The sequence below is a fragment of the Dyella flava genome (genome assembly GCF_016904955.1).
Classification (GTDB): domain Bacteria; phylum Pseudomonadota; class Gammaproteobacteria; order Xanthomonadales; family Rhodanobacteraceae; genus Dyella_B; species Dyella_B flava.
Window position 1 is genome coordinate 474,217 of the sequence record NZ_JADIKE010000037.1, and the last position, 21,651, is coordinate 495,867.

Genomic DNA, 21,651 nt, shown 5'->3' on the forward strand with positions numbered 1-21,651 from the left:
TCCTTGGGGGGACAACCGTTCAGGCCTTCGGCGTGTAGAACGGATTACTCACCTGGGCCGCGGCGGCAAAGACTTCATCGCGCTGCGGCAACCCGAGCATCGCCGCACGGATGGCGTTCTTGGCGGCGCGGTAGTTGTTCTCGTAAACGGCATCCAGATCATCGCAAGCCGGATTGACCCAATTGGCGGACACCACCACCCAATCGTTTTCCGCTTCTGGCGGCAGCACGCCTTCTTGCAGCGATTCGGCCACGGCTTTGGCGATGCCGGCCTGCGAGGCGCCCCAGGTAGCGTTGCCGTGAAAATCATTCACGATCTGCGCCTTGTTGACGTACAGCGTCAGCGGCTTGGTCGGTACACCGGGTCGGGCAATGATGACGAACGGCGCGTGCCCCGCTGACGGTGTCGCCAACGCAGTGGCGAATGCCTGGCCCGCCGGACCGCTGCGCGGCCCCACCAGCACGTTGATGTGGGCGAGATTGACGCCCGGCCCTTCGAATCCTTCGCCGATGTAAAGCGTCTTGTTTTCGGATGTGCTCATCGTTCCCTGCCATGCAGCTATCTATCGAGCTTCCGATTCTGCATTCGTACTGGCATTCGGATGAAGTGACGCGTACAGATGGCGTAAGGAAGGAAAAGTCCACACGGCTTGTGGTGGAAACCCTACAGCACTCGACCTAAATTCGTACTCCTCCCGCTGCCGTACAGCATTCGCACACGGCATGAATTCCTACACGCGCGGTATCTGACACATCTCAAGCGTGTCGACTACATCAGGGACAGATTGCCGAAACGGCTCAGCTTGGTTGCGAAGCCATGCCTTCCGGCAATTGCATCGTGATCTCAAGTCCGCCGCCTTCTGCATTCCTGGCGGTGACGTCCCCACCATGCACCTGCATGACGCGGTGCACGATGGCCAGTCCTAAACCATGCCCATTGGCATGTGCGGCGTTGGTGCCACGGAAGAACGGCCTGAACAGCAAGCCCAGTTCGTCGGCCGGCGCGCCCGGCCCATGATCACGGATACGCACCTGCGCCTGTCCGAGCTGACGGCTGACACTGACTTCGACTTGCCCTTGAGCCGGGCTGAACTTGATCGCGTTGGCGATCACATTGTCGAGCGCACGCTCCAGCAGGATACCGCTGCCCCAAACGGTCACCGGCCCCGTATCCGCGAGCTGCAACTGGATAGATCGCGCTTCTGCCTCGACGCGCGCGGCATTCAGACGTTCTTTCGCAAGCTCGACCAGATCTACCGATTCCCGCTCCATTCCCGGCAAGCCGCCTTCGAGCCGCGAAAGCGCCAGCATTTCCGCCGTCATGCGATCCATCCGGGCGATCTCTTGCTCGGCATGCTGAAAATGTGCGGCCGCTTGCGTGGAATCTTCACTGTGCTGCGCCAGATCCAGAATCAAGTGCAGGCGTGCCAGCGGCGAGCGCAGTTCGTGGGAAAGGTCCTGCAGCACGCCTCGATCGTGCGCCACCAGGATTTCAATGCGTTCGGCCATGCCGTTGAAGTCGCGTGCGAGCTGGCCCAGCTCGTCGTGCGCATCGCTCCAGCGCTTGTCCACGCGCGTAGTAAACGCACCGGCAGCCATCTTGCGCGTCGCATCGCGCATCGCCTCGACCGGGCGCGACACGCTGCGTGCCACCCACCAGCCGATCCCGCCAATCACCAGCAGTGACAGCGCCAATTGCACGGCGAGCAGAATCTTCTCGCGCATGTGCCGCGGAATGCGCGCGCGCGAGCTGCTGATGCCCACCAGTTGCCGCACATGTCCATCGGCGCCGGTCACCGGCTCCACCGCAATGTAAAAGCCGGGAAACGGGTTCAATTCGACGCTGTGACCGGAAGCGAGCCAATCCGGCAGCGATTCACGCACAGGTTCCGGCAGCCGGATATCGCGCAACGGCTCGCCGTTTTCGTACAGCGTCACCTCGATACCTCCCGCACGCTGCTGCTGTGCCCAGGCATCGAGACCGGCGGGGCCGCCATTGTCATACGCGTCTTCGGCCGCTTGCGCCAACGATGGCCAATCAATGCCTTGTCCGGCCGAAAACGCAATGAAGCGGCTGGTCAGCCAGCTTCCCAGCACCAGCACCAGCAAATTGGCGATGCAGAAGAAGATCAGCAGGCGCCAGAACAACGGGCTGCGAAACGGACTCTTGGACGAGCTCACGCCTGCCCTCCGGCGTTGGACAGCAAGACGTAGCCGGCGCCGCGGATCGAATCGATGCGCGGCGACTGCGGCGAAGCTTCCGCCAGCTTGTGGCGCAATCGGCTGACGTGCACGTCGATACTGCGATCGAAGCGCTCCAGTTCCCGACCCAGCGCAACCCGCGTAAGCGAAGTCTTGTCGATCACCTCGCCCGCACGCTGCACCAGCATCAGCAACAGTGCAAATTCTGCGCCGGTGAGATTGAGTTCCTGCTCGCCTGCGTAAGCGCGCCGCTCGCTGGGCAACAATCGCAACACACCGGCCGTCAGCACGCCAACGCCCTCGGCCGTGTGCCGCCGCAGTTGCGCACGCACGCGCGCCAACAGTTCGCGCGGCAGGCAGGGTTTGGAGAGATAGTCGTCTGCGCCCAGTTCAAGCCCGACCACGCGATCCACCGGTTCACCGCGTCCGGACAACATGATCACCGGCATGCGATGCTGCGCGCGCAGTTCGCGCAGCGTATCGAGACCGCTGCGACCGGGCATCATCACGTCGAGAATCAGCAGATCCGGGCGCGTGGCCGGATCGCGCAACCGGGCCAGTACGGCCTCGCCGTCATGCACCACTTCGACCTGCAAGCCTTCACGGCGCAGGTATTCGGACAGCAGGGCGCACAGTTCGCGGTCGTCGTCGCCAATCAGTATTCGAGACATGGATACGCAGCAGCAGCCTTCGAAAAGAACCTGCCTACTATCGCATTACCGGCTGTGATTGGCTGTTCCGCGCTTACGCCATCCTGACTTTACCCTTCTTTACACGGCCGCAAAGATCTTAAACGCGCCCCTGCTTTCCAATAATCACCAACAACCCCCAACAAGCAGGAGCTTGATATGCGTAAGACTATGACCCTGTCGATCATCCTGGCTGCGGCCCTCGGCTGCTCCGCACTGGCACTCGCCGGTCCGGGTGGACAGGGCGGTGGCTTCGGCGGCGGCTTCCATGGCCACCATGGCGGCGGCTTCATGGAACTGCGCGGCCTGAACCTGACCGACGCCCAGAAAGCCCAGGTCAAGCAGATCGTGCAGCAGAGCTTCACCCAGCTGAAGCCGCAGTTCCAGGCCGTTCGCCAGCAGCGCCAGGCGTTTGAAGCCATGGCGCCGAATGCGTCGGGTTACCAGGCCGCCGCTGCCAGCCTGGCCCAGGCTGAAGCCAATCTCACCAGCGCCCGCATCACTTCCCGCGCTGCCGTTACCGCACAGATCTACACCAGCGTGCTGACCAGCACCCAGCAATCGCAGTACACCGCCCAGAAGGCCGCTTTCCAGGCCCGCCAGGCGCAGTGGCAGCAGTTCAAGGCTGAGCACCCGGTGCAGTCCACGAGCACCACCTCCGCCCAGCAATAACAATGAAGCTTTACGGTTAGTCGCACTTAGCGGACGTTCTAACCCAAATGAGCTTGGCGATCGCCGCTGCATCGGCGATCGCTTTTTTATGCCCGGCGATCAGGCCGCTTTCGGGAAATCGAGCACCGTGTCGTTGACGCGGTTGAGCATGTTGGTGAACAGGATCGCGCTCACCGCCAGAATGGCTTCGACGATCTGACGATCGTTGTAACCCGCCTGCTTCACGCTCTCCACCGCATCCGCCGGCAGCGTGCCCGAGGTCTTGACCAGGCGGACGGCAAACTTCACCAGTGCGTCGATCTTGGCATCGGCGCTGAAGCTCCCTTTGCGGGCTTCCTGGATCTGTTCGGCGCTCAGCCCGGCCATCTTGCCGGTGAGGCTATGGGCGGCCAGGCAATAGTCACAGGCCGAAGCCTCGCTGACGGACAGATTGATCGCTTCCTGCTCACGGGCGCTCAGCTCGCCCTGCTTCAGCACGGCGCCGGTTTGCAGCACGTGGCCGAGCACCGCCGGGGCGTTGCTGCCGAGGGCCCGGTAGGCATTGGGGACCGTGCCGATGGCCTTCTTGATGGCGCCAAACAACTGCGCGGTTTCGCCGGTGGCTTCGTTGATTTCGATGGTGTGCAGACGGCTCATGAGGATTCTCCAATAAGGGTTTAGGAATCGGTGCGGGAACTCGCGTCGCCGCATCCGTGGAGCTATCTTAGGCGCCAGAAGCGCCTCTATCTGCACACAAACGTCTCCATTTATTGCTCACTCGTCTCAGCCATGGACAGCCTTAGCCACCTTGTCCGAATGCTCTCTCCCGCCGGAAGGGTGGACCTGCATTGCCATCTGGCGGGGGTCTGGGCCGCTGAACATCCACTCGCCCCACCCGGCCATGTGCCCTATCACGTGATCCTCGGCGGCAAGCTGCGGTTGCGCATCGGCCAGCGCACCCAGGTGTTCGAGGCGGGTGATGTGCTGGTCTTTCCGCAAGGCGTCAGTCATTCGCTGGAAAGCGTCGAGCTCAACGAGCACGATTCGCCGCCGGATGATTCAAGCCAGCGCCACTTCAACGGCGTGGTCACTGAAATCCGCGTTGATGGCCCGGGCCGGCCGATGGACATGCTGTGCGGCATGTTTGTGATGCGCGAAACCGGCGGCTCGCTGCTCCGCTCCTTGCCGGACGTCGTGCATATCCGCAGCAGCGAGCGCCCCGCGCTACGCGCCCTGATCAGCATGATGCAAAGCGAAAGCGTGGACCCCAAGCCTGGCGGCGGTGCCGTGATCGACGAGCTCTCCACCGCCTTGTTCACCTTGCTGCTGCGTCATCTGATGGCGGAAAAACAGCTCAACGGCAACGTGCTCGCCTTGCTGGCCGATGCACGCATGTGCCGTGCCGTGGAGGCCGTGCTGTCACGCCCCGCGCATCCGTGGACCGTGGGCGCACTGGCCGAGCAGGCACATCTCTCGCGCGCCACCTTTGCGCGGCGCTTTGCCGAACTGGGCGGCATGCCGCCATTGGAGTGGGTAACCACCGTGCGCATGGAACTGGCGGCACGCCTGCTGGTGCGCGAAGGCATGGCCGCCAATCAGGTCGCCGAGCGCTGTGGCTATGCTTCCGAGGCCGCTTTCGGACGGGTGTTCAAAAAGCATTACCACAGCGGACCGGGCGCCTATCGCCGCAACATGCTGCAAGCGCAAACGGGGCTCAATCAGCCGTCCATCTGAAGCCAATCACATACCAGTTTGTCACGCCCTTGTCTTGCGCAGTGCTTAGCTTCGATCAGGCTGACCACCAAGGGGCATGCTCATGCAGACAGAAGCAGCTGTTGCAAGCACCGCGTCGCCAAGCCAAGGTTCGGGGCGCATTTTCGGCATCATTTTCGGTTTGATCCTGCTGGTGGGCGTCGGCTATGCCGCCATCCACCTGATGGATGATCTTTCGATTGTCCGCTCGCATTCGGCCACTCCCTTCATTCTGCTCGGCGTCGCCTTGTTGATTGCACTGGGTTTCGAATTCGTCAACGGTTTCCATGACACCGCCAACGCGGTGGCGACGGTGATCTACACCCACTCGCTACCGCCCAATCTCGCGGTGATCTGGTCGGGATTATTCAACTTCATGGGCGTGCTGACCTCGTCCGGCGCGGTCGCCTTCACCGTCGTTTCGCTGCTGCCGGTGGAACTGATCCTGCAGGTCGGCAGCGGCGCGGGCTTCGCCATGGTCTTCGCACTGTTGCTGGCGGCGATCCTGTGGAACCTCGGCACCTGGTATTTCGGTCTGCCGAATTCTTCCTCGCATACCTTGATCGGTTCGATCATCGGCGTCGGCCTGGCCAATCAGCTCACCGCCGCGAAGAGCGCCACCAGCGGCGTGGATTGGAACGCCGCCATCGGTGTGTTCAGGGGCTTGGTCTTCTCCCCTATTGCAGGCTTCATTCTCGCCGCACTGCTGATGTACCTGGCCAAAGGCTTGATCAAGATTCCCGCCTTGTATCGCGCACCGGAAGGCAACAAGCCGCCGCCGTGGCCGATCCGCCTGCTGTTGATCCTCACCTGCACCGGCGTGAGCTTCAGCCACGGCTCCAATGACGGCCAGAAAGGCATGGGCCTGATCATGCTGATCCTGATCGGCACCGTGCCCACCGCTTATGCGCTCAATGGCGCGGTCGCGGGTGGCCAGGTGCAAACCTTTCATCAGGTATCGGTCAAGGTGCAGCAGGTGCTGACCACGCTTGATCACGGCGCCACCGTCAGTGGAAGCCCGCGTGACATCGTCACCACAGCCATCCAGCAACACCAACTGCAAGCCGACACCATCCCGGCCTTGTCGCAGCTGATCAACGAAATCGACCAACAAGTTGGCAATCGTTCCTCTCTTCGCGCCGTGCCGCAGGAACAGATGGGCAACGTGCGCAATGACATCTATCTGGCCAACACCGTGATGCCGCTGGTGTTGAAGCAGTCCGGCCTGAGCGCTGACAGTGATCAATACAAGACGCTCACGACCTGGAGCGGCCTTGGCGTAAAGGCCACGCAATTCATCCCGCTATGGGTCAAAGTCGCCGTCGCGCTTGCGCTCGGCCTCGGCACGATGGTCGGCTGGAAACGCATCGTGGTGACGGTCGGCGAAAAGATCGGCAAGGAACATCTCACCTACGCCCAAGGCGCATCGGCGGAACTGGTGGCGATGGGCCTGATCCAGGCGGCCGACATGTATCACCTGCCGGTAAGCACGACCCATGTGCTGACGTCCGGTGTCGCCGGCACCATGGCCGCGAATGGCTCGGGCCTGCAATGGTCTACCGTGCGCAATCTGCTGATGGCATGGGTGCTCACCCTGCCCGCTTCGATCATCCTGGCCGGCGTACTGTTCGTCGTGCTGAAACACGTGTTCTGATACACATCGGTGCAGGCTGAAGTCGGTGTACTTCAGCCTGCACACCCTAGCTGCCTTGCCAAGCGAAGCAGCCCAGACCGTGCGCCTTCTGCGCATCGCCCCATCATTTGAAATGAATCCGCGCGGTCGCTGACACCTGCGCAGCATGGATCGGGGCATCCCCGGGGGTCATCCTTGACCGTGCCGCCTCCTGGGATGATCGTTCGCCGCACTCAGTGCGTGTGATGCTTGTCCGCGTGCTTCTTGGCCGCATGCTCGGCATGCTCGATCGCGTGAAGCTTGTGGCCGTGGGCCAGATGCGCATGATGACTGGCTTTCGCATGATCGCCAGCTTCGGCATGCTTGGCCGCTTCGCGATGATGCTTGGCCGCCTCTTCCAGATGTTTTGCCGCTTCGTGGTGATGATGATGAATCTCGTGCTCGGTATTCATGCAACTCTCCTTGATAGGCATGCACCCGACCTAGCCGGGCCCGATCTACTTAAGCAGAGTGCGATGTCACGCTTGTGACGCCACGGGCACGTCGGCGGTAAACCCATCCCTTACATGCATGAAAACATCCGCGAAACAAAGCATTCGCAATTTCCACACGAGTATGAACAAACACGGCGCACCGTAACGTTTCGCAACGTCGATTTCACATGCAACTTGTTGCCATGCATCTGCGGATCGATCGTGATGCGCCTGCATACGCCGCACATGTCATGCGTATGCAGTTCATACGCCAAAGGAGATTGCCATGCATGACACGTCTTTTCTGCGCAAATCCATGATCGCCGGCAGCATCATGATGCTCTTTGCCGCCGCGCCGTTCGCTCTTTCAGCGCAGGCCACAACCCCTTCCCAGAGCATGCCGGAGCAAACCCAGCAGCCGGCCAGCAGCACCTCATCGAGCAATGAAACGGTGCCAGGCAAGGTGGACGACACCTGGATCACCACCAAGGTGAAATCCAAGTTGGCCGCGGCCAAAGGCGTCAAAGCCTCGGACATCTCAGTCAGCACCACCGATGGCGTAGTCACGCTGACCGGCACCGCAACATCGACGAGGGAAAAGACTCGCGCCGAGCACCTGGCCAAGCAGGTGAAAGGCGTGAAGAGCGTCGACGGCAGCGGCTTGACCGTCAGCGCATCCAGTACGAGCAGCAGCGGATCGACACCATCGCCTTCAGGGGGCTAACGCGCGATAAGTTGTAAAACGAACAAGGGCCGGATGCTGATATCAGCATCCGGCCCAACAGACATGATCAAAACCGATTATTCGCTTTCCTGCGCCGCCAGCAGATCCAGCGCCTCGCGCAGGTATTCAAGCGCTTCATCGCGAGCCGGCTCGTCGACATAGTCCGGCGTATTGGCGACGGGCTCGCCATCCAGTTCCAGCACCAGCGAAAGCGACAGCGTGTGCAGCGTAGCGGCTGCGCCACCCAGTGTTTTCAGCTTCTTCTGCACCGCGCCGGCTGCCTTTGGATCCTTGAAGGATTTGGACAGCAGCAACTCATCGCCGTCCGAAGAAAACAGGCGAAAACGGAAGCTGCCGTCGCTATCGCGGAAGCTGGCAAAGCGCGGCGACTTGCCGCCTTTCGAAGGCAACTTCGCCTTGCCGGCATGCAGACTTACCGACGACATCGCACGCAGGCCGATGGCATCACGCAATTCGGCAATTTTCGGCGCCGCGATCGCGCGGGCCTTGCGCGCGCCTTCGTGCAGAATTTCCTCGATGGCAGCTGGGCGTGCAATCAAGCTTTCGTAACGCTCGCGCATCGGCGCCACATCGGCTTCGATACGTTCGTACAGCACCTGCTTGGCCTCACCCCAGCCAATACCTTCTTCCAGGGCCCGACGGAACGCGGCACTTTCCGCCTCGCTGGCGAAGGCACGGAAGATCATGAAGAGCGCAGAACTATCCGGATCCTTCGGCTCACCCGGCGCGCGTGAATCGGTAACGATGCGCATGATGGTTTCGCGCAGCTGCTTCGCACCACCGGCAAGCAGCGGGATGGTGTTGTCGTAGCTCTTGGACATCTTGCGGCCATCCAGGCCGGGCAGCGTCGCGACCTGTTCCTCGATCAGCGCTTCAGGCAGCACGAAGAACTCACGGTGGTAGATGTGATTGAAACGCTGCGCAATATCGCGCGCCATCTCGATGTGCTGGATCTGGTCCCGGCCCACCGGCACCTGTTGCGCGTTGAACGCCAGAATATCGGCGGCCATCAGCACCGGATACATGTACAGGCCCGCGGTAACGCCGGCATCCGCGTCTTCACCGAGCTCGTTGTTCTTGTCCACCGATGCCTTGTAGGCATGCGCACGGTTGAGCAGCCCCTTGGCGGTGACGCACGTCAGAAACCAGGTCAGCTCCGGAATTTCCGGAATATCGGACTGCCGATAGAACGTAACCTTGTTCGGATCGAGCCCGGCTGCCAGCCAGGTCGCGGCAATTTCCAGCCGCGAGCGTTCGATGCGGGCCGGATCATCGCTCTTGATCAGCGCGTGATAGTCGGCCATGAAGTAGAAGGCATCGACATCCGCGCGGCGGCTGGCCGCAATAGCCGGCCGGATCGCACCGACATAGTTGCCCAGATGCGGCGTGCCGGTGGTGGTGATGCCTGTAAGAACGCGGGTTTGCATACTCGAATCGGCTCCTGCCGAATAAGGTGATACGTCCGCGCCAGGCGGCGCGGACTGGACTCATGCAGTGTACGGGCAAAAGTTGCTCGCCGTGACTTGCAGCGCCACGGCCTTAGTTCGGCCCGCGCATCAAGGTGGATTTACCGAACAGCGACTCGACCAGTTCCACCGCCAGCTTGGCAGTCTGGTTGCGCTTGTCGTAAGCAGGATTGAGTTCAACGATATCCAGCGAACCCAGCCGGCCCGTATCGGCAATCATCTCCATGCACAGCTGCGCTTCGCGATAGCCCGGACCGCCACGCACCGTCGTGCCCACGCCCGGCGCGATCGACGGATCAAGGAAATCGACGTCGAAGCTCACGTGCAGATGAGTATCCGCATCGAGGCCGTCGAGCGCCTCTTCCATGGTCCGCTTCATACCCACTTCGTCGATATGGCGCATGTCGTAGATATCCACTCGCGCTTCGCTCACCAGGCGCTTCTCACCTTCATCGACCGAGCGGATGCCGATCTGGCGGAACACATCCGGCGTAGTCGCCGGCACATGCTCACCAATCTCCACCAGTTCGCGCGGTCCATTGCCGCACAGGCAAGCCACCGGCATGCCATGGATGTTGCCCGAAGGCGTCACCTGCGACGTATTGAAGTCGGCATGCGCATCCAGCCACAGCACGCGCAGCTTGCGGCCCGTTTCGCGGCAATGACGCGCCACCGCGCTGATCGAGCCAATCGCCAGGCAATGATCGCCACCCAGCATGATCGGCAGACGATCGGCCTGCAGCTCGTGGTGGATCGCCGCGTGCACCGCGGTATTCCAGGCGATCACTTCAGGCAGGTGGCGGTAGCCGTTATCCGGCGGCTGCCAGGGATTCATCGGGCCATGCAGATTGCCGCGATCGATCACGTTCAGACCGCGGCGCCGCAACTTTTCGGCAAGTTGCGCCACGCGCAGGGCCTCAGGCCCCATCGAAGCGCCACGGTGCCCGGCGCCGATATCGGTCGGCACGCCGACCAGTGCAATCACCTGCTTGCTCATACCGCTTTCTCGACATTTTCTTACTCGGAGCAGCAAGTTTAGCTGGTCGCCAGCGCCGCGGGCGTACCCCCGAAAGGGAAGCCCGGCCGCCCCGTGCAGGCCGCAGACAACAAAAAAAAGCATCGCTGCGGGCTTTTTGGTACAGTTGGTGCGGTCGTCGGCACCCCATCATCGCCGGAAATCCGCTCAGCTGAGCGATTTTTCAAAACAATTTGGCATCACCCGCCGCCCTTCCGGACATTACGGCTGGTGATGGCTTGGCTACTGGGTGCCCCCGGCCCCGTCGATGATTTCCACGGTCGCGACCGAGTGATCGTTTCAACCTAACAAATCCGTTGAACGCCACGGCAAACACTCGGGGTACCGTTCGAAAACTATATCGGATTGGCCCGGCAAGGCCGCCCCGCCTGGGAGCTCAACGAGCCGTGCCCACGCCCACCCTTATCGCAGTGGATAAATCGACGAACTCTTCTTCTTGCGACGGAACGGCTTGGTAAAAAAACCTAAAATTCTCTTAATAAACATGTCTCCTCCTTGGTCAAACGAGTGGCGCCATAAGTCGACCCAGTTCGGCGTTGCCTAGATCGTTGAAGTGCACCCGATCCACAAACAGGGTTTCTTTCATGCTCGGCGACGAACGCAGCAATTGATTCATGTCATGGCAGACAATATCGTTTGTCTTGCAGCGAATCGCCTCAAAGAACGGCTGATGCACCTCTTTCCCTAGCACCTTGCTGAAAAGCCGGTAAAAGTTGTTAGGGCAGCTGTCGATAGCATGGAACACTCCACGCTCCTCCCGTGTCATCTCCTTCTCGCACCAATAACTCAATGGCTGCAGAAAGAAGATCGGGCGAATTTTGAAATCGGCGAGCAACAACGCCCATTGACGTAATGCCTTGGCAATTTGCGCGGCGGCGCGCTCGATGCGCTCGTCCAGCGTAACTGTCGAGTCATCGATCACGCGATCAGCCGGGTTCTCTCCCGGCCTCTCCCAGAACTTAAGCCGACTCAGTACCGACGCCCTAGACTGGCCGATCACATTGAAACTGTTCTTCTTGCGCTTCATGTCCTCGTTGAAAAGATTCATATAGTGCTGAAACTCGAAGGAGTAGTAGTAGCGACCGTGATCACTGGAGAATTCCTCGGGAATACCTTCCAGCGCCAACGTATTGACCCCGCTAAGCAATGCCACACGATTGATCCGCGAAAATTTTCCTTGGTGCATCAGGAACATGATCAATTCTTGCATGGCATTGAAACCACGCCCCGCAAAATTCAGCCAAATTTCGCCAGTCTCCACGGCTAGCCGCGATGCCAATGTTGCTTCATCAGAACAAGCCCCTACCCCCAGCGCGGTCGAGCCTCCAACCAAGAGGCTAACCGGCGCGCCGTACGGTAGCTCGGCCACCGAATAGCGCCTACCGCAGAAATGTGCGAAGCGAAAACCAAGCATATCGGTGTTGATCGCATCAGACACAAAATTCTTTTCGTGGAAATACATCGTATACGGTAGCCAGCGCGCACCGCAGTGCATGAAGCGATCGTAGTCTTTAATTTGCGGCGTATACCGATACACGTCAAGCACCGCTTCGCGGTGGGTCAGAACAGGCAGGTCAGTCGAGTTCAAATTGGACTCTCCAGTCGATTTTCTCGTTCCAGGCTGCTTGAGCCTTCTTTTCCAAAAAGGCTGACCCGATCACTAGGCAATCCATCCCGGTGCGCATGAAGCAAGTGAACGCGTCACGGGGCGACTCCACAATCGGCTCGCCGCGCACGTTAAATGACGTGTTGATCACGATCGGGCATCCAGTCCTAGCATGAAAATCCTCAAGCAATCGGCGAAAACGGTTGTTGTGGTGCCCGTCGACCGTCTGTATCCGGGCCGAGTAGTCAACGTGGATCACGGCTGGAATATCGGCGCGCACAGCATTGACCTTGTCGAGGCCAACGCGCGCAGCGTCGCGTGCATCGAGGGCTTTTCTCCGATCGTTCCTCAGCCCAGCCACAATCAACATGTAGGGACTCACGGTGTCGAGATCGAACCAATCTCCCGCGTGCTCTGCGAGAATCGCGGGCGCGAACGGGCGAAATGACTCCCTGTACTTGATCTTCAGGTTCATAGTCCGCTGCATGTAATGCGAACACGGATTACCCAGAATCGAGCGTGCCCCAAGCGCGCGCGGCCCGAACTCCATCCTCCCCTGGAACCATCCGATCACCTTGTCGTCGGCAATCGCTCGGCCGGTACGGGCGACCAGTTCCACCTCGTTCAACACCTCATAGCGCGCACCGAGCGCGTCAAGGTGCCGGCAGATTTCGGCATCCGAATACTCGTTACCCAGGTAGCTTCCCTGCAAGTCGTCTTGCGATCTGTCGTCGGCACTGAACTTCTCCGCCTCCGGATGAGCCGCGAAGTGACCGACGAACGCAGCCCCCATCGAGCCCCCAGCATCACCTGACGCAGGCTGAACGAACAGATGGTCGAAATGGGCTTCCTTGAGAAGTTTGCCGTTCGCCACGCAGTTCAATGCGACGCCACCGGCAAGGCACAGATTGCGCTCGCCGGTATCGCGACGAATCCGCGCAACCAACGCAGACATGACCTTCTCCGTAACAAGCTGGATCGATGCTGCTAAATCCATCTCGCGTTGCGTGATAGGTCCTTCCGGTTCACGGCGAGGCCCGCCGAACAGGCGATCGAACGCCGGCGACGTCATCCGGGCGCCGGTTTCATAGTCAAAGTAGCGCGGATTCAGCCGAAAACTACCATCGTCGCGAAGGTCGATGATCTCACGCTCGATCCGGTCGGCATAAACCGGTTCGCCATACGGCGCGAGTCCCATCAGCTTGTATTCGCCAGAATCGACTTTGAAGCCACAGAAGTAGGTGAAAGCGGAATAAAGCAGTCCGAGCGAGTGTGGGAAATCGATTGTCCAGAGTGGCACGAGCCGATTACCCTTGCCATGCCACGCGGAAACAGTCGCCCACTCGCCGACACCATCCACACAAAGCACCGCGGCAGACGAGAATGGCGACGGATAGTATGCGGACGCGGCATGCGATAGATGGTGTTCCGACGCGCGTACGGGCGCCGCGCCATCGCCGAACTCCGTTTCGAGCTGCCGCGACATGGCCGCGAGGAGTTGCTTATGGGCGCGATAGCGCGGGAACTCCTTCGCGAAGAGCATGGTGCCTTTGGGAAAATGCCGGAAGTAGGTCGACACGATACGGTTGTACTTGCTTGGCGGGTCTTCGTAGTAGCAAATGGTTTCGATGTCGCGCAGTGTCAGCCCAGCGAAATCGAGGCAAGCACGTATCGCATGCCGAGGAAAGCGCTTGTCCTGTTTGACACGGCTGAAGCGCTCCTCCTGAAAGGCGCAAAACACTTTGCCATCGCGCAATAAAGTGGCTGCGCTGTCGTGGTAGAAGGCGGAAATGCCAAGAATCCAGTTCATCTTAAGCGGTTCCAGATCGAGAAGATCGCAATAGCAGTGAACAACAGCGGCGGGATGTATTCGAACCAGGCCGCCCCCTTGAGCACGCGTGACACCCGATCGGCCAGTAAGGCAACCGCCCCGTTAACCAACAGGCCGCCGATGTTGAAGATGAGTCCGTAGATGACGAAAGTCCGTGCATCACTGCCTTGAGGAACGAACTGCGGAATCAGACTGAGGAAAAACAGCGCAATTTTTGGGTTGGTCAAGTTGATCAACACCCCTTTGGCGAACGTGCCTCGGTGCGTGCTCTGCTCCAGACGATCCGTTGCAACGCTGCGTGGCCGGGGCCAACAACTGTATGCGAGGTATAGCAAATACGCAGCGCCGAACACCTGCAGCCCGGTGTACAACGGCGGATATTGCCTGAATAACGCGGTCACGCCGAACGCGGTAAGCAGTACGTAAATGAACACTCCGAACTCAATGCCGAGCGCGGCGACAAGGCCCCGTTGCACACCCCGGCGCTGTGACTGCTGCATGACAAACATCATCGCAGGGCCTGGAGCCAGGTTGATTACGAGAACGGTAATTAGAAAGTAAGGCAGTAGCTGGATCACGAGGAACGGCCTTGTCAAATGGAGGCGGTCAGCGAATCAGGCGCGGGAGCGCCGCGGAAAACAGTGTGTGCCAAGCCGGCGACTGCAATGCTCGATAACCTGTCCAAACGCGGCGCCATTGGACGTCGACCTGTTCGCCGCCGCCTTGCAGGTACGTGTCGTCAAGGTAAGACTGGATTGCGCTGATCGCCCAGGCCGTATGGCCGGTCGCGACGTTATCGATCGAATTGTGAAGCTCAGTAAATTGCGCACTGAATCCGTAGTGCGCCAACACCTCACCGGAGCGGCGGTATTGCCCACCCACGCCCGATAGCTCCATTGCGAGATTCAGCCCAAGGATCTCCGGCAGAAAATCCCTAGGAAACAAGGACACACTCAACCAGAAGACTGGCACTTTAAACGCACTGTCATCGAAGTCCGGATGTTCGGCGAACTCGCGTGAAGTGAAGTCCGGCAAGACGTGCCCCATCGATCGCAGCAGGTCGCGATAGATGTTGCCGTGATGCAACACCGTGTCAACGTTGCCAAGCTCGTCCGCATAGATACGATAGAGCGTCGCGCCAATTGGGGTACCAACCCAGGCCGGCTGGACGAAGCCTCGCAGCCACGCGCCATCGATAAGGGTCAACGGTGCGAGTTGCAGCGCGTCGCGTACGACTTGTTCGCATGTCTCGTCGGGCGCCCCCTCCAGCGGCTGATAGCTGGAAACCTGCGTGGCATGCTGTTGGTCCAGCCAGTCTCGCAACGCGCCATGCGAATACCGGGAAAACGGTAAGCGCGTACGGCCGTGATCAAGGCGCACGGCATGACGCGCGAGCCACTGTCTCGCGTATTCGCGCGCGACTCGACGGCCATCCTCGTGCAATTCGAGATTGACTAGGCGGTAATACAGCTCGCGCAGACTAGGGCGACGCATCCGCCTCGGCGGCAAACCAGGCGGCGGATCTGCGGGCACCACCGGCAATGCGCGGTCCAGTATTTGCGTCCTGGCTAATGAGACATCGCGAGTTGGAGCAAGCTGCTTGACCCAACTCGCCAGGGCTGCAAGGTCGTCATCCGGGAAAACTCGAAACATTGGGCCGTCAGGCTGCGTCAGCTCCGTCAGTAATCGACTCTTCTCAGGCGCACCCGGAACCACGTACGGCGACCGGGCGAGCGCCTGCAGCACCATCGAAGGCGAAAAGGTTTCTGGCACAAAGAAGCTATCGATCGGCCGCCCCGCCATACGGCCTCGTTTGTGATAACCGAACGGACAAGTCCCGATTTTTTTCAACACATCTAGCACGCGGCGTTCCGCGACCTGCTGCGTCTCCATGTCGAGCCTGGCGCGTAAGTGTGTGAGGAACGCTTCAAGTAACGCACGGGCCGCGGCGAAGCCTTGCTCGATACCAAGTCGCGCAGCCTCGCCTTCCACCTCAATGCAATGGATGACGGCAGTCTCTAGATCCTCCACATCCACGCGGGAAGTTTCGGCATCCGTCAGGATCGGGCCGGCGAGTGCGAGCAACATCGCCGCACCAATGGCTGCGTGGAAGTGGCGCCGACGAGCTAGACCAAGCGACAGTAAAAAAGACGGCAGTGCAAAAGACTCGTCATCAAACCGAGGATCGAACGTGAACGCCGATGCGTGCACCTCCGGGAGAACGAAGCCCGACTTTCGCAATAACGTGTCGAATGCGTGGGCCTGCCCGTTGGCAGCACTGCCGTTGCCAACGGTGCGCGCATGAATGCGTAGCAGGGCGGCACCCGCTACCTGGTGAACATGCGCCAATTGCACCGCACCAGCGAGGTGGGCACCCGCCACCTGCTGCAGTGGCGCCAATTGCAGTAGTGCCAAGGGCGCGCTGATCAACGCCGCACGCTCGATTTCGCTTAGCTGCGGCACATGCGTGGCGAGGGCACCGCGTGGCAGCAGCGTCGGCTGATCACCGTCTCGTGCTGCAGCGAACAGCTCCCCCCGCGAATGTGCAATTTGCGATGCAATGATGTCATCACATTGATCGTCCTCCAGCTCGTTCTCGCTCATCGCTCGCCAGAAATAGACGCGAGCGGAATTAAAAGGAGTTGACATCTGAGGGTGTGTTGCATTCACGGTTGCGTGAGGCATTTCTGCTGGAGGGCGGGACTGATATAAAGACATTTGAAGCCGCGCGATGGACAAGTGGTACCCGTCACGCACAAAAAAGCCGTGCGGCCTAGACACGGCATCAAGGCTGGTTTGTACGGTAGCAAGTGGATTTGCTTTTGAGGCCGCACCCTGCCACGAAGCAGCATTCCCCCACAGAGTTTTAAGCCATTACCTTCAGCTGCAGCTGTAGTTCGTTCATCTTTGCAGAATCAGTGATGCCTGCGTGACGGCAAGTCTTGGGGTCTAGAGCACACATCGTATTTCTGCTGCGGGAAGGCTCCACGCCCCACCCGTTGGCGCCGTGCGGCAAAACGCCGGAAGGCGGATGGACTTGAGCCGCTGTGAGGTGACCTCCACACGACTCCACTCGTCACAGCACAGTCAGCATCTCAAGTGCACCGATTTCCCAGATGGGACGGGCATCAATCCACAGAAGGGAAAAGTCGTCCAACATCCAGCGCATCTTGCTGTGCGTCGCCTGCGCCAAGTCCTGACAGGTGGCGAACCATTTCTTTGCGATCGCGGCAAAGCATTTCCTGCACGCACCACGCCAGCGGCTCTCTCAGCGGCACAGTGCTCGCTAGGGGCGCGTCCTACCGGCAATAGTCTGGGAGCAGACACCCGCCTACTGCGTGCATCCGCCAGTCCCGTCTCGGGATAACTGCTCTTGCTCAGATCTTGCTCTCACCACTGAAAAGGTGGTCAAAGCGCCAACAGCCGGAGCCATTAAGGTTCGCAAGTAAAGGGCTCGCCATCCCTGAGCTTCTGCGGTTTTCGGCGGGCCTGCGGTTGCAAACGACGGCATCAGTCAATGCCATGGCGGTCACATCCAGTGTGGGCAGGCCAGCTACCGTCACTGGACGGTAGATTGCCATGGGTGCCCCGGCATAAGACCAGGCACAAAAAAGCCGAAAGCCTAGCTATAGCAAGGCTTTCGGCCTTCACCGGGTGTGCCCGGATGATAATTTGGTGCCGACAGTCTGACTCGAACAGACGACCTACCGCTTACAAGGCGGTTGCTCTACCAACTGAGCTATGCCGGCGCAGCCGCTTAGTTTAGGCGATTTGGCGAGTTATGTCCGCCCCTTCCGGGGCCAGAACTTCACCCGTGGAGCGCTTTTCCTCCTCTCCCCTCCGGGGCACGCGGGGAGAGCACATGGATGTGCTCGGCGTTGAGGAGCGAGGAGAGGACTGAGGTGAGGGGTCAACCTCGCGACGAGCCTGCAAAGAAACATTGATGCGGCTCTGAATTTTCCCGCAAGCGCAGCCCCTCACCCCAACCCTCTCCCCGGAGGGGAGAGGGAGCTGTTACGGCGCGTAGGGAGAGCTGCGCAAACGCGGCAAATTTTCCATCGCCACAAATTCACACCTTTTCGCACCACCCAGGTCGTACTTATGCAATCTTGGATATGTCGGGCGGGCCCATCCCAGCGATGACCACGACACGCCCGACACTAGAGAAGTAGCGCGGATCGCCTGGGAGGCAACCCAAACGATCCGCTGGCCATAACAAACTCCAAGGAAGTTAATCATGGTTATCCCCGATTTTACGGCACGCACGCCTACGCGTGACCCCGCCAAGCCGACATCAGCGCTACTTCACCGCCGCTCAGACTGCGCGGCGTCGGGCCCAAGTGGGTAATCGTCCTAGCGGAAGTGACAGATTCCGCTGAAACGAGCAGGTTTTTCTTGCAGACCCTTCGCCCGCGCGCAATGCGCGGGCGACCTAAACCCGTGGAGCGCAGCAATGGAAAGCACCTACATCGACCCGTTCGGGTTGAAGCACTACCTATTGTCTGAAGACGACTACATCGAACTGAAAAACCTTCAGCACCTGCTGATGATCATGGCGAACGTCGCCAGCGACGAGGCGTCGCCTACCGACGAAGATGGGACCGTGATGATTCCCCGCTGGGAAATGCAACTCACCTTTCAACTCATCAGCAAACTGATTGGCGAGGCGCTGGAGCAATTGGAACAGGGTAACCACATCGAGCATCGCGACCGGATGCGGCATTGATCAAGCGAAGATTGACGTTATCGGCAAGCGCGGCCTCTCACCCCAGCCCCCGGATCAAGTCCGGGGCAGGCTCTCTCCCCAGTAGGGAGAGGGAGCAAATCGCCGTGCGTAGCCACTAGTCGATGCTCACCCCAATCGCGCCAAGGCCATACCCGCATTGGCCAGAATGCGCTCCCGCTCGGCCGCCGGCAACGCCGCACGCTTCAACAGGTGCGTACATGCATCCAGCGAACCGGCAGAGTCGCCACAACCATAAGCGGCAGTCGCATATTCATCGAGCAACTTGTAGTCGTAGAGATCGCTTTCCACAAACAGTCCTTGCGCAGGCTTTTCCAGACGCAGGCCAAAGCTGGAAAACAAGCGCGCCCAATGAAACTGTTTTTTCACGCGAGCGTAAGCAGCCAGATCGTGCAGTGGCTCTGCCCGCTCCGGGCATGCCGACCAAGCTTGCAAATAAGCGTGCAACACCCGTTCTTCACGATAGCCGAGCGCCACCATCAGGCGCGCAATGCGCAGCAAGCTGATAAACACCTCCTGCTGACAGCCGCCATACCGTACACGCTGATGAAATGCCTTGATCGCGCGACGAAATTCGCCGCCATCCATGTAGCACTGCCCCAGGTAAAAGCTATAACGCGACAGCATGAAGGGATCGGTCTCTTCGACCATCGCCTCCTCAATGACACGGGCGTCATTCAAAAATTTCCCGGCATCACGGTTACGTGCACTGTCATGCACGGCATCAAGATAAAACCCAACGGCATCGCCACGCGTCACACCCGACGGCACTTCGATGAATTCATGTAGCTTGCCACGGTAATAGCAGGCTATGTTGTTTTCGAACAACGCTACTCGTGTGCATTCGGCACCCTCCGACCGCAGACGCACATCGTAGACATCCAGCTGCAGTTGCGCCTTGAAACGACGGATATCGAATTCCGGCTCATAACGCACCACCTCGTCGGCATCGAGCATCAGGCAATAATCGATATCCGGCCGCAGGTGCATCCATTTCAACGCGGCATTGCGGTTGCTGGCAAAATCGCGCCACGTGTCGCGATAAATATTGCACGCCACGCCATGCTTATTCAGAAACGTCCGGATGACCGCCACGGTATCGTCGTCCGATCCCGTATCGACGATGCAGGCATAGTCGATCAGAGGCAACGCCGATCCGAGGCATCGCTCCATGATATGCGCCTCATTACGGACGATCATGCACAAACCAATACTTGCCATAAGTCCTTCCTTAGACGTGAAACGCTTGCGACGAGTGCCAGCATGTACTGGCACTCGTCGCCCCACCCATGACTAACTAGCTCCGGTGGGTGCGCGTTAGCGAAGCGAGTGCCGGACCCGTTAACGAAACTACGGCCAATGCGTTAGCAAGCGCTTGCTCAGCCTTGCCCAGGAAGTCCGTTGCGGCACCGTCCACGACGGCACCGGCAGCCGCGGCCTTGCCGAAAATATCGAATGGCGAAGCATTTGACGTTACCTGGGGAGACAGACCTGCAGCCGCTCCAGCAACCAATGCACCAGTCGCATCAGCAACATCATTAGCAGCAATCATTAGCGATGAATTGATGTCAGCGATATTCATATATCTTTCCTTTGATTTGTATATATCCGTTTTTGAAACGGGACCATCGTGACGCCGACGAAATCGGCGGGTGTCGCGAGCGGAATCCGTACACACCCTTCCGTCCACCCTTGCCGCAGCGGCTTTGCATGTCTGCACAAACATCGCCGCTGCTGGGCAGATTTCTTAGACCATGTTTATTCAACGTCGAAAGTAATTATTGAATACGATGGTCTTGGATTGAGTTTTATTCGACCATCCGCCGACGCTGTGGCTCGATGGCTGACTTCCACCAGCGGCTGAATCGGACGCAGGGAATACAGTGCCCTGCTTTTTTGTACCGTCTTGACCGATACGCATCTCGTTCTCTTGGGAGGACGGAGTCGTAGGTTCGCGCGCGCAGTCTTCGCCAACAAGGAGGCTTGTCACTTGCTGCTCTACATCATCGACATCTTTATCGGAGTAATCGAAATCGGATCTCCCTTTTGATGAATGTATTTTGTCCTTCAGATATTCAGCACCGTTGTGGATCAATTGCGATATAGAAGCCTTGTTCTGACTCTCTGCATGATGTCCATGCTTAATCGGTGCCTTGCCCGCCTGGCCGGCTAGAAAGTCTCCGAGCCATAGTTTTTTCTTTTCGGAAAGACCGAGCCCACCCGACTGACCTTGCGGGCCTCGCTCGCCTTTCAATCCCTGCCTGCCTTCCGGCCCGCGATCACCTTTCAGTCCCTGATCGCCTTTCGGTCCCTGCTTGCCTTCCGGCCCCTGCTCGCCTCGCGGCCCTTGCTTGCCTTCCGGTCCCTGCTCGCCTTGCGGCCCGCGCTCGCCTTTCAGTCCTTGCTCGCCCTGCGGTCCGCGCTGGCCTTTCAGTCCTTGCTCGCCCTGCGGCCCGCGCTCGCCTTTCAGTCCTTGCTCGCCCTGCGGTCCGCGCTGGCCTTTCAGTCCTTGCTCGCCCTGCGGCCCACGCTCGCCTTTCAGTCCTTGCTCGCCTTGCACACCGCGCTCGCCTTGCGGTCCTTGCTTGCCCTCCGGCCCTTGTTCGCCTTGCGGCCCTGTCATGCCTCGCCAACCTCGCGGACCTTGCTTACCTTCGGCCCCTTGCTCGCCCTGTGGTCCTTGTTCGCCTCGCAGTCCTTGCTTGCCTTGCGGCCCTGCCACGCCTTGCCAACCTCGCGGCCCCTGCTTACCTTCGGGTCCTTGCTTACCTTCGGGCCCTTGCTTGCCTTGCCAACCTCGCGGGCCTTGTGGGCCCTGCGGACC

19 protein-coding genes and 1 tRNA gene are annotated in these 21,651 nt (G+C 59.7%); 5 read left to right on the plus strand and 15 right to left on the minus strand.

Translation table 11 applies throughout. The features are described 5' to 3' along the window. Positions 1–19 precede the first annotated feature (19 nt). The 3 genes from fae to ISP19_RS15390 all read right to left on the minus strand — a co-directional run bounded on the left by fae (position 20) and on the right by ISP19_RS15390 (position 2,872). Entirely contained in the window at positions 20–541 is a 522-nt protein-coding gene (gene fae / locus ISP19_RS15380; RefSeq protein ID WP_204683278.1) for a formaldehyde-activating enzyme, read from the minus strand. Positions 542–797: 256 nt separating this feature from the next. Continuing rightward, positions 798–2,180 (minus strand): sensor histidine kinase, encoded by a 1,383-nt coding sequence (locus ISP19_RS15385; protein ID WP_204683279.1) that lies wholly within the window; start codon positions 2,178–2,180, stop codon positions 798–800. Further along, positions 2,177–2,872 (minus strand): response regulator, encoded by a 696-nt coding sequence (locus tag ISP19_RS15390; RefSeq protein ID WP_204683280.1) that lies wholly within the window; start codon positions 2,870–2,872, stop codon positions 2,177–2,179. The genes ISP19_RS15385 and ISP19_RS15390 overlap by 4 nt, the downstream gene beginning before the upstream one ends. 177 nt (positions 2,873–3,049) lie before the next feature. On the opposite strand from ISP19_RS15390, the gene ISP19_RS15395 reads away from it, so the two are divergent. Continuing rightward, on the plus strand, positions 3,050–3,562 hold the full coding sequence (locus ISP19_RS15395) for a periplasmic heavy metal sensor (RefSeq protein ID WP_204683281.1): 513 nt from the start codon (positions 3,050–3,052) through the stop codon (positions 3,560–3,562). A gap of 99 nt (positions 3,563–3,661) precedes the next feature. Here the strand turns inward: ISP19_RS15395 and ISP19_RS15400 are convergent, their stop codons facing one another. Continuing rightward, the gene (locus ISP19_RS15400) at positions 3,662–4,198 is read right to left on the minus strand and encodes a carboxymuconolactone decarboxylase family protein (protein WP_204683282.1); all 537 of its coding nucleotides are present in this window, start codon (positions 4,196–4,198) and stop codon (positions 3,662–3,664) included. A 132-nt stretch (positions 4,199–4,330) separates the two neighbouring features. Here ISP19_RS15400 and ISP19_RS15405 point away from each other — a divergent pair, with 132 nt between their 5' ends. Both ISP19_RS15405 and ISP19_RS15410 read left to right on the plus strand, forming a co-directional pair. Further along, positions 4,331–5,275: an AraC family transcriptional regulator gene (locus ISP19_RS15405; RefSeq protein WP_204683283.1), complete on the plus strand. Its 945-nt coding sequence runs from the start codon at positions 4,331–4,333 to the stop codon at positions 5,273–5,275. 82 nt (positions 5,276–5,357) lie between these two features. Continuing rightward, complete coding sequence (locus ISP19_RS15410; protein ID WP_204683284.1) at positions 5,358–6,947, plus strand: inorganic phosphate transporter; 1,590 nt, start codon at positions 5,358–5,360, stop codon at positions 6,945–6,947. A 212-nt stretch (positions 6,948–7,159) separates the two neighbouring features. On the opposite strand, the gene ISP19_RS15415 is transcribed toward ISP19_RS15410, so the two are convergent. Then, a complete protein-coding gene (locus tag ISP19_RS15415; protein WP_204683285.1) occupies positions 7,160–7,378 on the minus strand; it encodes a hypothetical protein in 219 nt (72 codons plus the stop codon). A gap of 307 nt (positions 7,379–7,685) precedes the next feature. Here ISP19_RS15415 and ISP19_RS15420 point away from each other — a divergent pair, with 307 nt between their 5' ends. Then, on the plus strand, positions 7,686–8,123 hold the full coding sequence (locus tag ISP19_RS15420; protein WP_204683286.1) for a BON domain-containing protein: 438 nt from the start codon (positions 7,686–7,688) through the stop codon (positions 8,121–8,123). Positions 8,124–8,200: 77 nt separating this feature from the next. Here the strand turns inward: ISP19_RS15420 and ISP19_RS15425 are convergent, their stop codons facing one another. From ISP19_RS15425 to ISP19_RS15455, 7 genes are all read right to left on the minus strand, one after another. After that, positions 8,201–9,571 (minus strand): tryptophan--tRNA ligase, encoded by a 1,371-nt coding sequence (locus ISP19_RS15425; protein WP_204683287.1) that lies wholly within the window; start codon positions 9,569–9,571, stop codon positions 8,201–8,203. Positions 9,572–9,683: 112 nt separating this feature from the next. After that, positions 9,684–10,607: an arginase gene (gene rocF, locus ISP19_RS15430; protein ID WP_204683288.1), complete on the minus strand. Its 924-nt coding sequence runs from the start codon at positions 10,605–10,607 to the stop codon at positions 9,684–9,686. A 538-nt stretch (positions 10,608–11,145) separates the two neighbouring features. Further along, positions 11,146–12,234 carry an SGNH/GDSL hydrolase family protein gene (locus tag ISP19_RS15435; protein ID WP_204683289.1) on the minus strand — a complete coding sequence of 363 codons (1,089 nt, stop codon included), beginning with the start codon at positions 12,232–12,234 and terminating at the stop codon, positions 11,146–11,148. Further along, positions 12,221–14,062, minus strand: a complete 1,842-nt coding sequence (locus ISP19_RS15440; protein WP_204683290.1) for a carbamoyltransferase family protein — start codon at positions 14,060–14,062, stop codon at positions 12,221–12,223. The genes ISP19_RS15435 and ISP19_RS15440 overlap by 14 nt, the downstream gene beginning before the upstream one ends. Further along, positions 14,059–14,661, minus strand: coding sequence for a LysE family translocator (locus tag ISP19_RS15445; protein WP_284384675.1), 603 nt, complete (start codon positions 14,659–14,661; stop codon positions 14,059–14,061). Before ISP19_RS15445 ends, ISP19_RS15440 begins: the two co-directional genes overlap by 4 nt. A 28-nt stretch (positions 14,662–14,689) precedes the next feature. Continuing rightward, positions 14,690–16,753, minus strand: a complete 2,064-nt coding sequence (locus ISP19_RS21510) for an iron-containing redox enzyme family protein (RefSeq protein WP_204683291.1) — start codon at positions 16,751–16,753, stop codon at positions 14,690–14,692. Between the two features lie 1,003 nt (positions 16,754–17,756). After that, positions 17,757–17,832 (minus strand) — tRNA-Thr (locus ISP19_RS15455). A gap of 704 nt (positions 17,833–18,536) precedes the next feature. Between ISP19_RS15455 and ISP19_RS15460 the strand changes: the two genes are divergently transcribed. After that, complete coding sequence (locus tag ISP19_RS15460) at positions 18,537–18,809, plus strand: XAC0095 family protein (RefSeq protein ID WP_204683292.1); 273 nt, start codon at positions 18,537–18,539, stop codon at positions 18,807–18,809. A gap of 126 nt (positions 18,810–18,935) precedes the next feature. Here ISP19_RS15460 and ISP19_RS15465 read toward each other — a convergent pair whose 3' ends face one another. The 3 genes from ISP19_RS15465 to ISP19_RS21330 form a co-directional block, all read right to left on the minus strand. Next, positions 18,936–20,048 (minus strand): glycosyltransferase, encoded by a 1,113-nt coding sequence (locus tag ISP19_RS15465; protein WP_338082387.1) that lies wholly within the window; start codon positions 20,046–20,048, stop codon positions 18,936–18,938. 76 nt (positions 20,049–20,124) lie between these two features. Continuing rightward, positions 20,125–20,409 carry a hypothetical protein gene (locus ISP19_RS15470; RefSeq protein WP_204683294.1) on the minus strand — a complete coding sequence of 95 codons (285 nt, stop codon included), beginning with the start codon at positions 20,407–20,409 and terminating at the stop codon, positions 20,125–20,127. A gap of 180 nt (positions 20,410–20,589) precedes the next feature. Continuing rightward, the gene (locus ISP19_RS21330; RefSeq protein ID WP_239556834.1) at positions 20,590–21,450 is read right to left on the minus strand and encodes a collagen-like domain-containing protein; all 861 of its coding nucleotides are present in this window, start codon (positions 21,448–21,450) and stop codon (positions 20,590–20,592) included. Positions 21,451–21,651 lie beyond the last annotated feature (201 nt).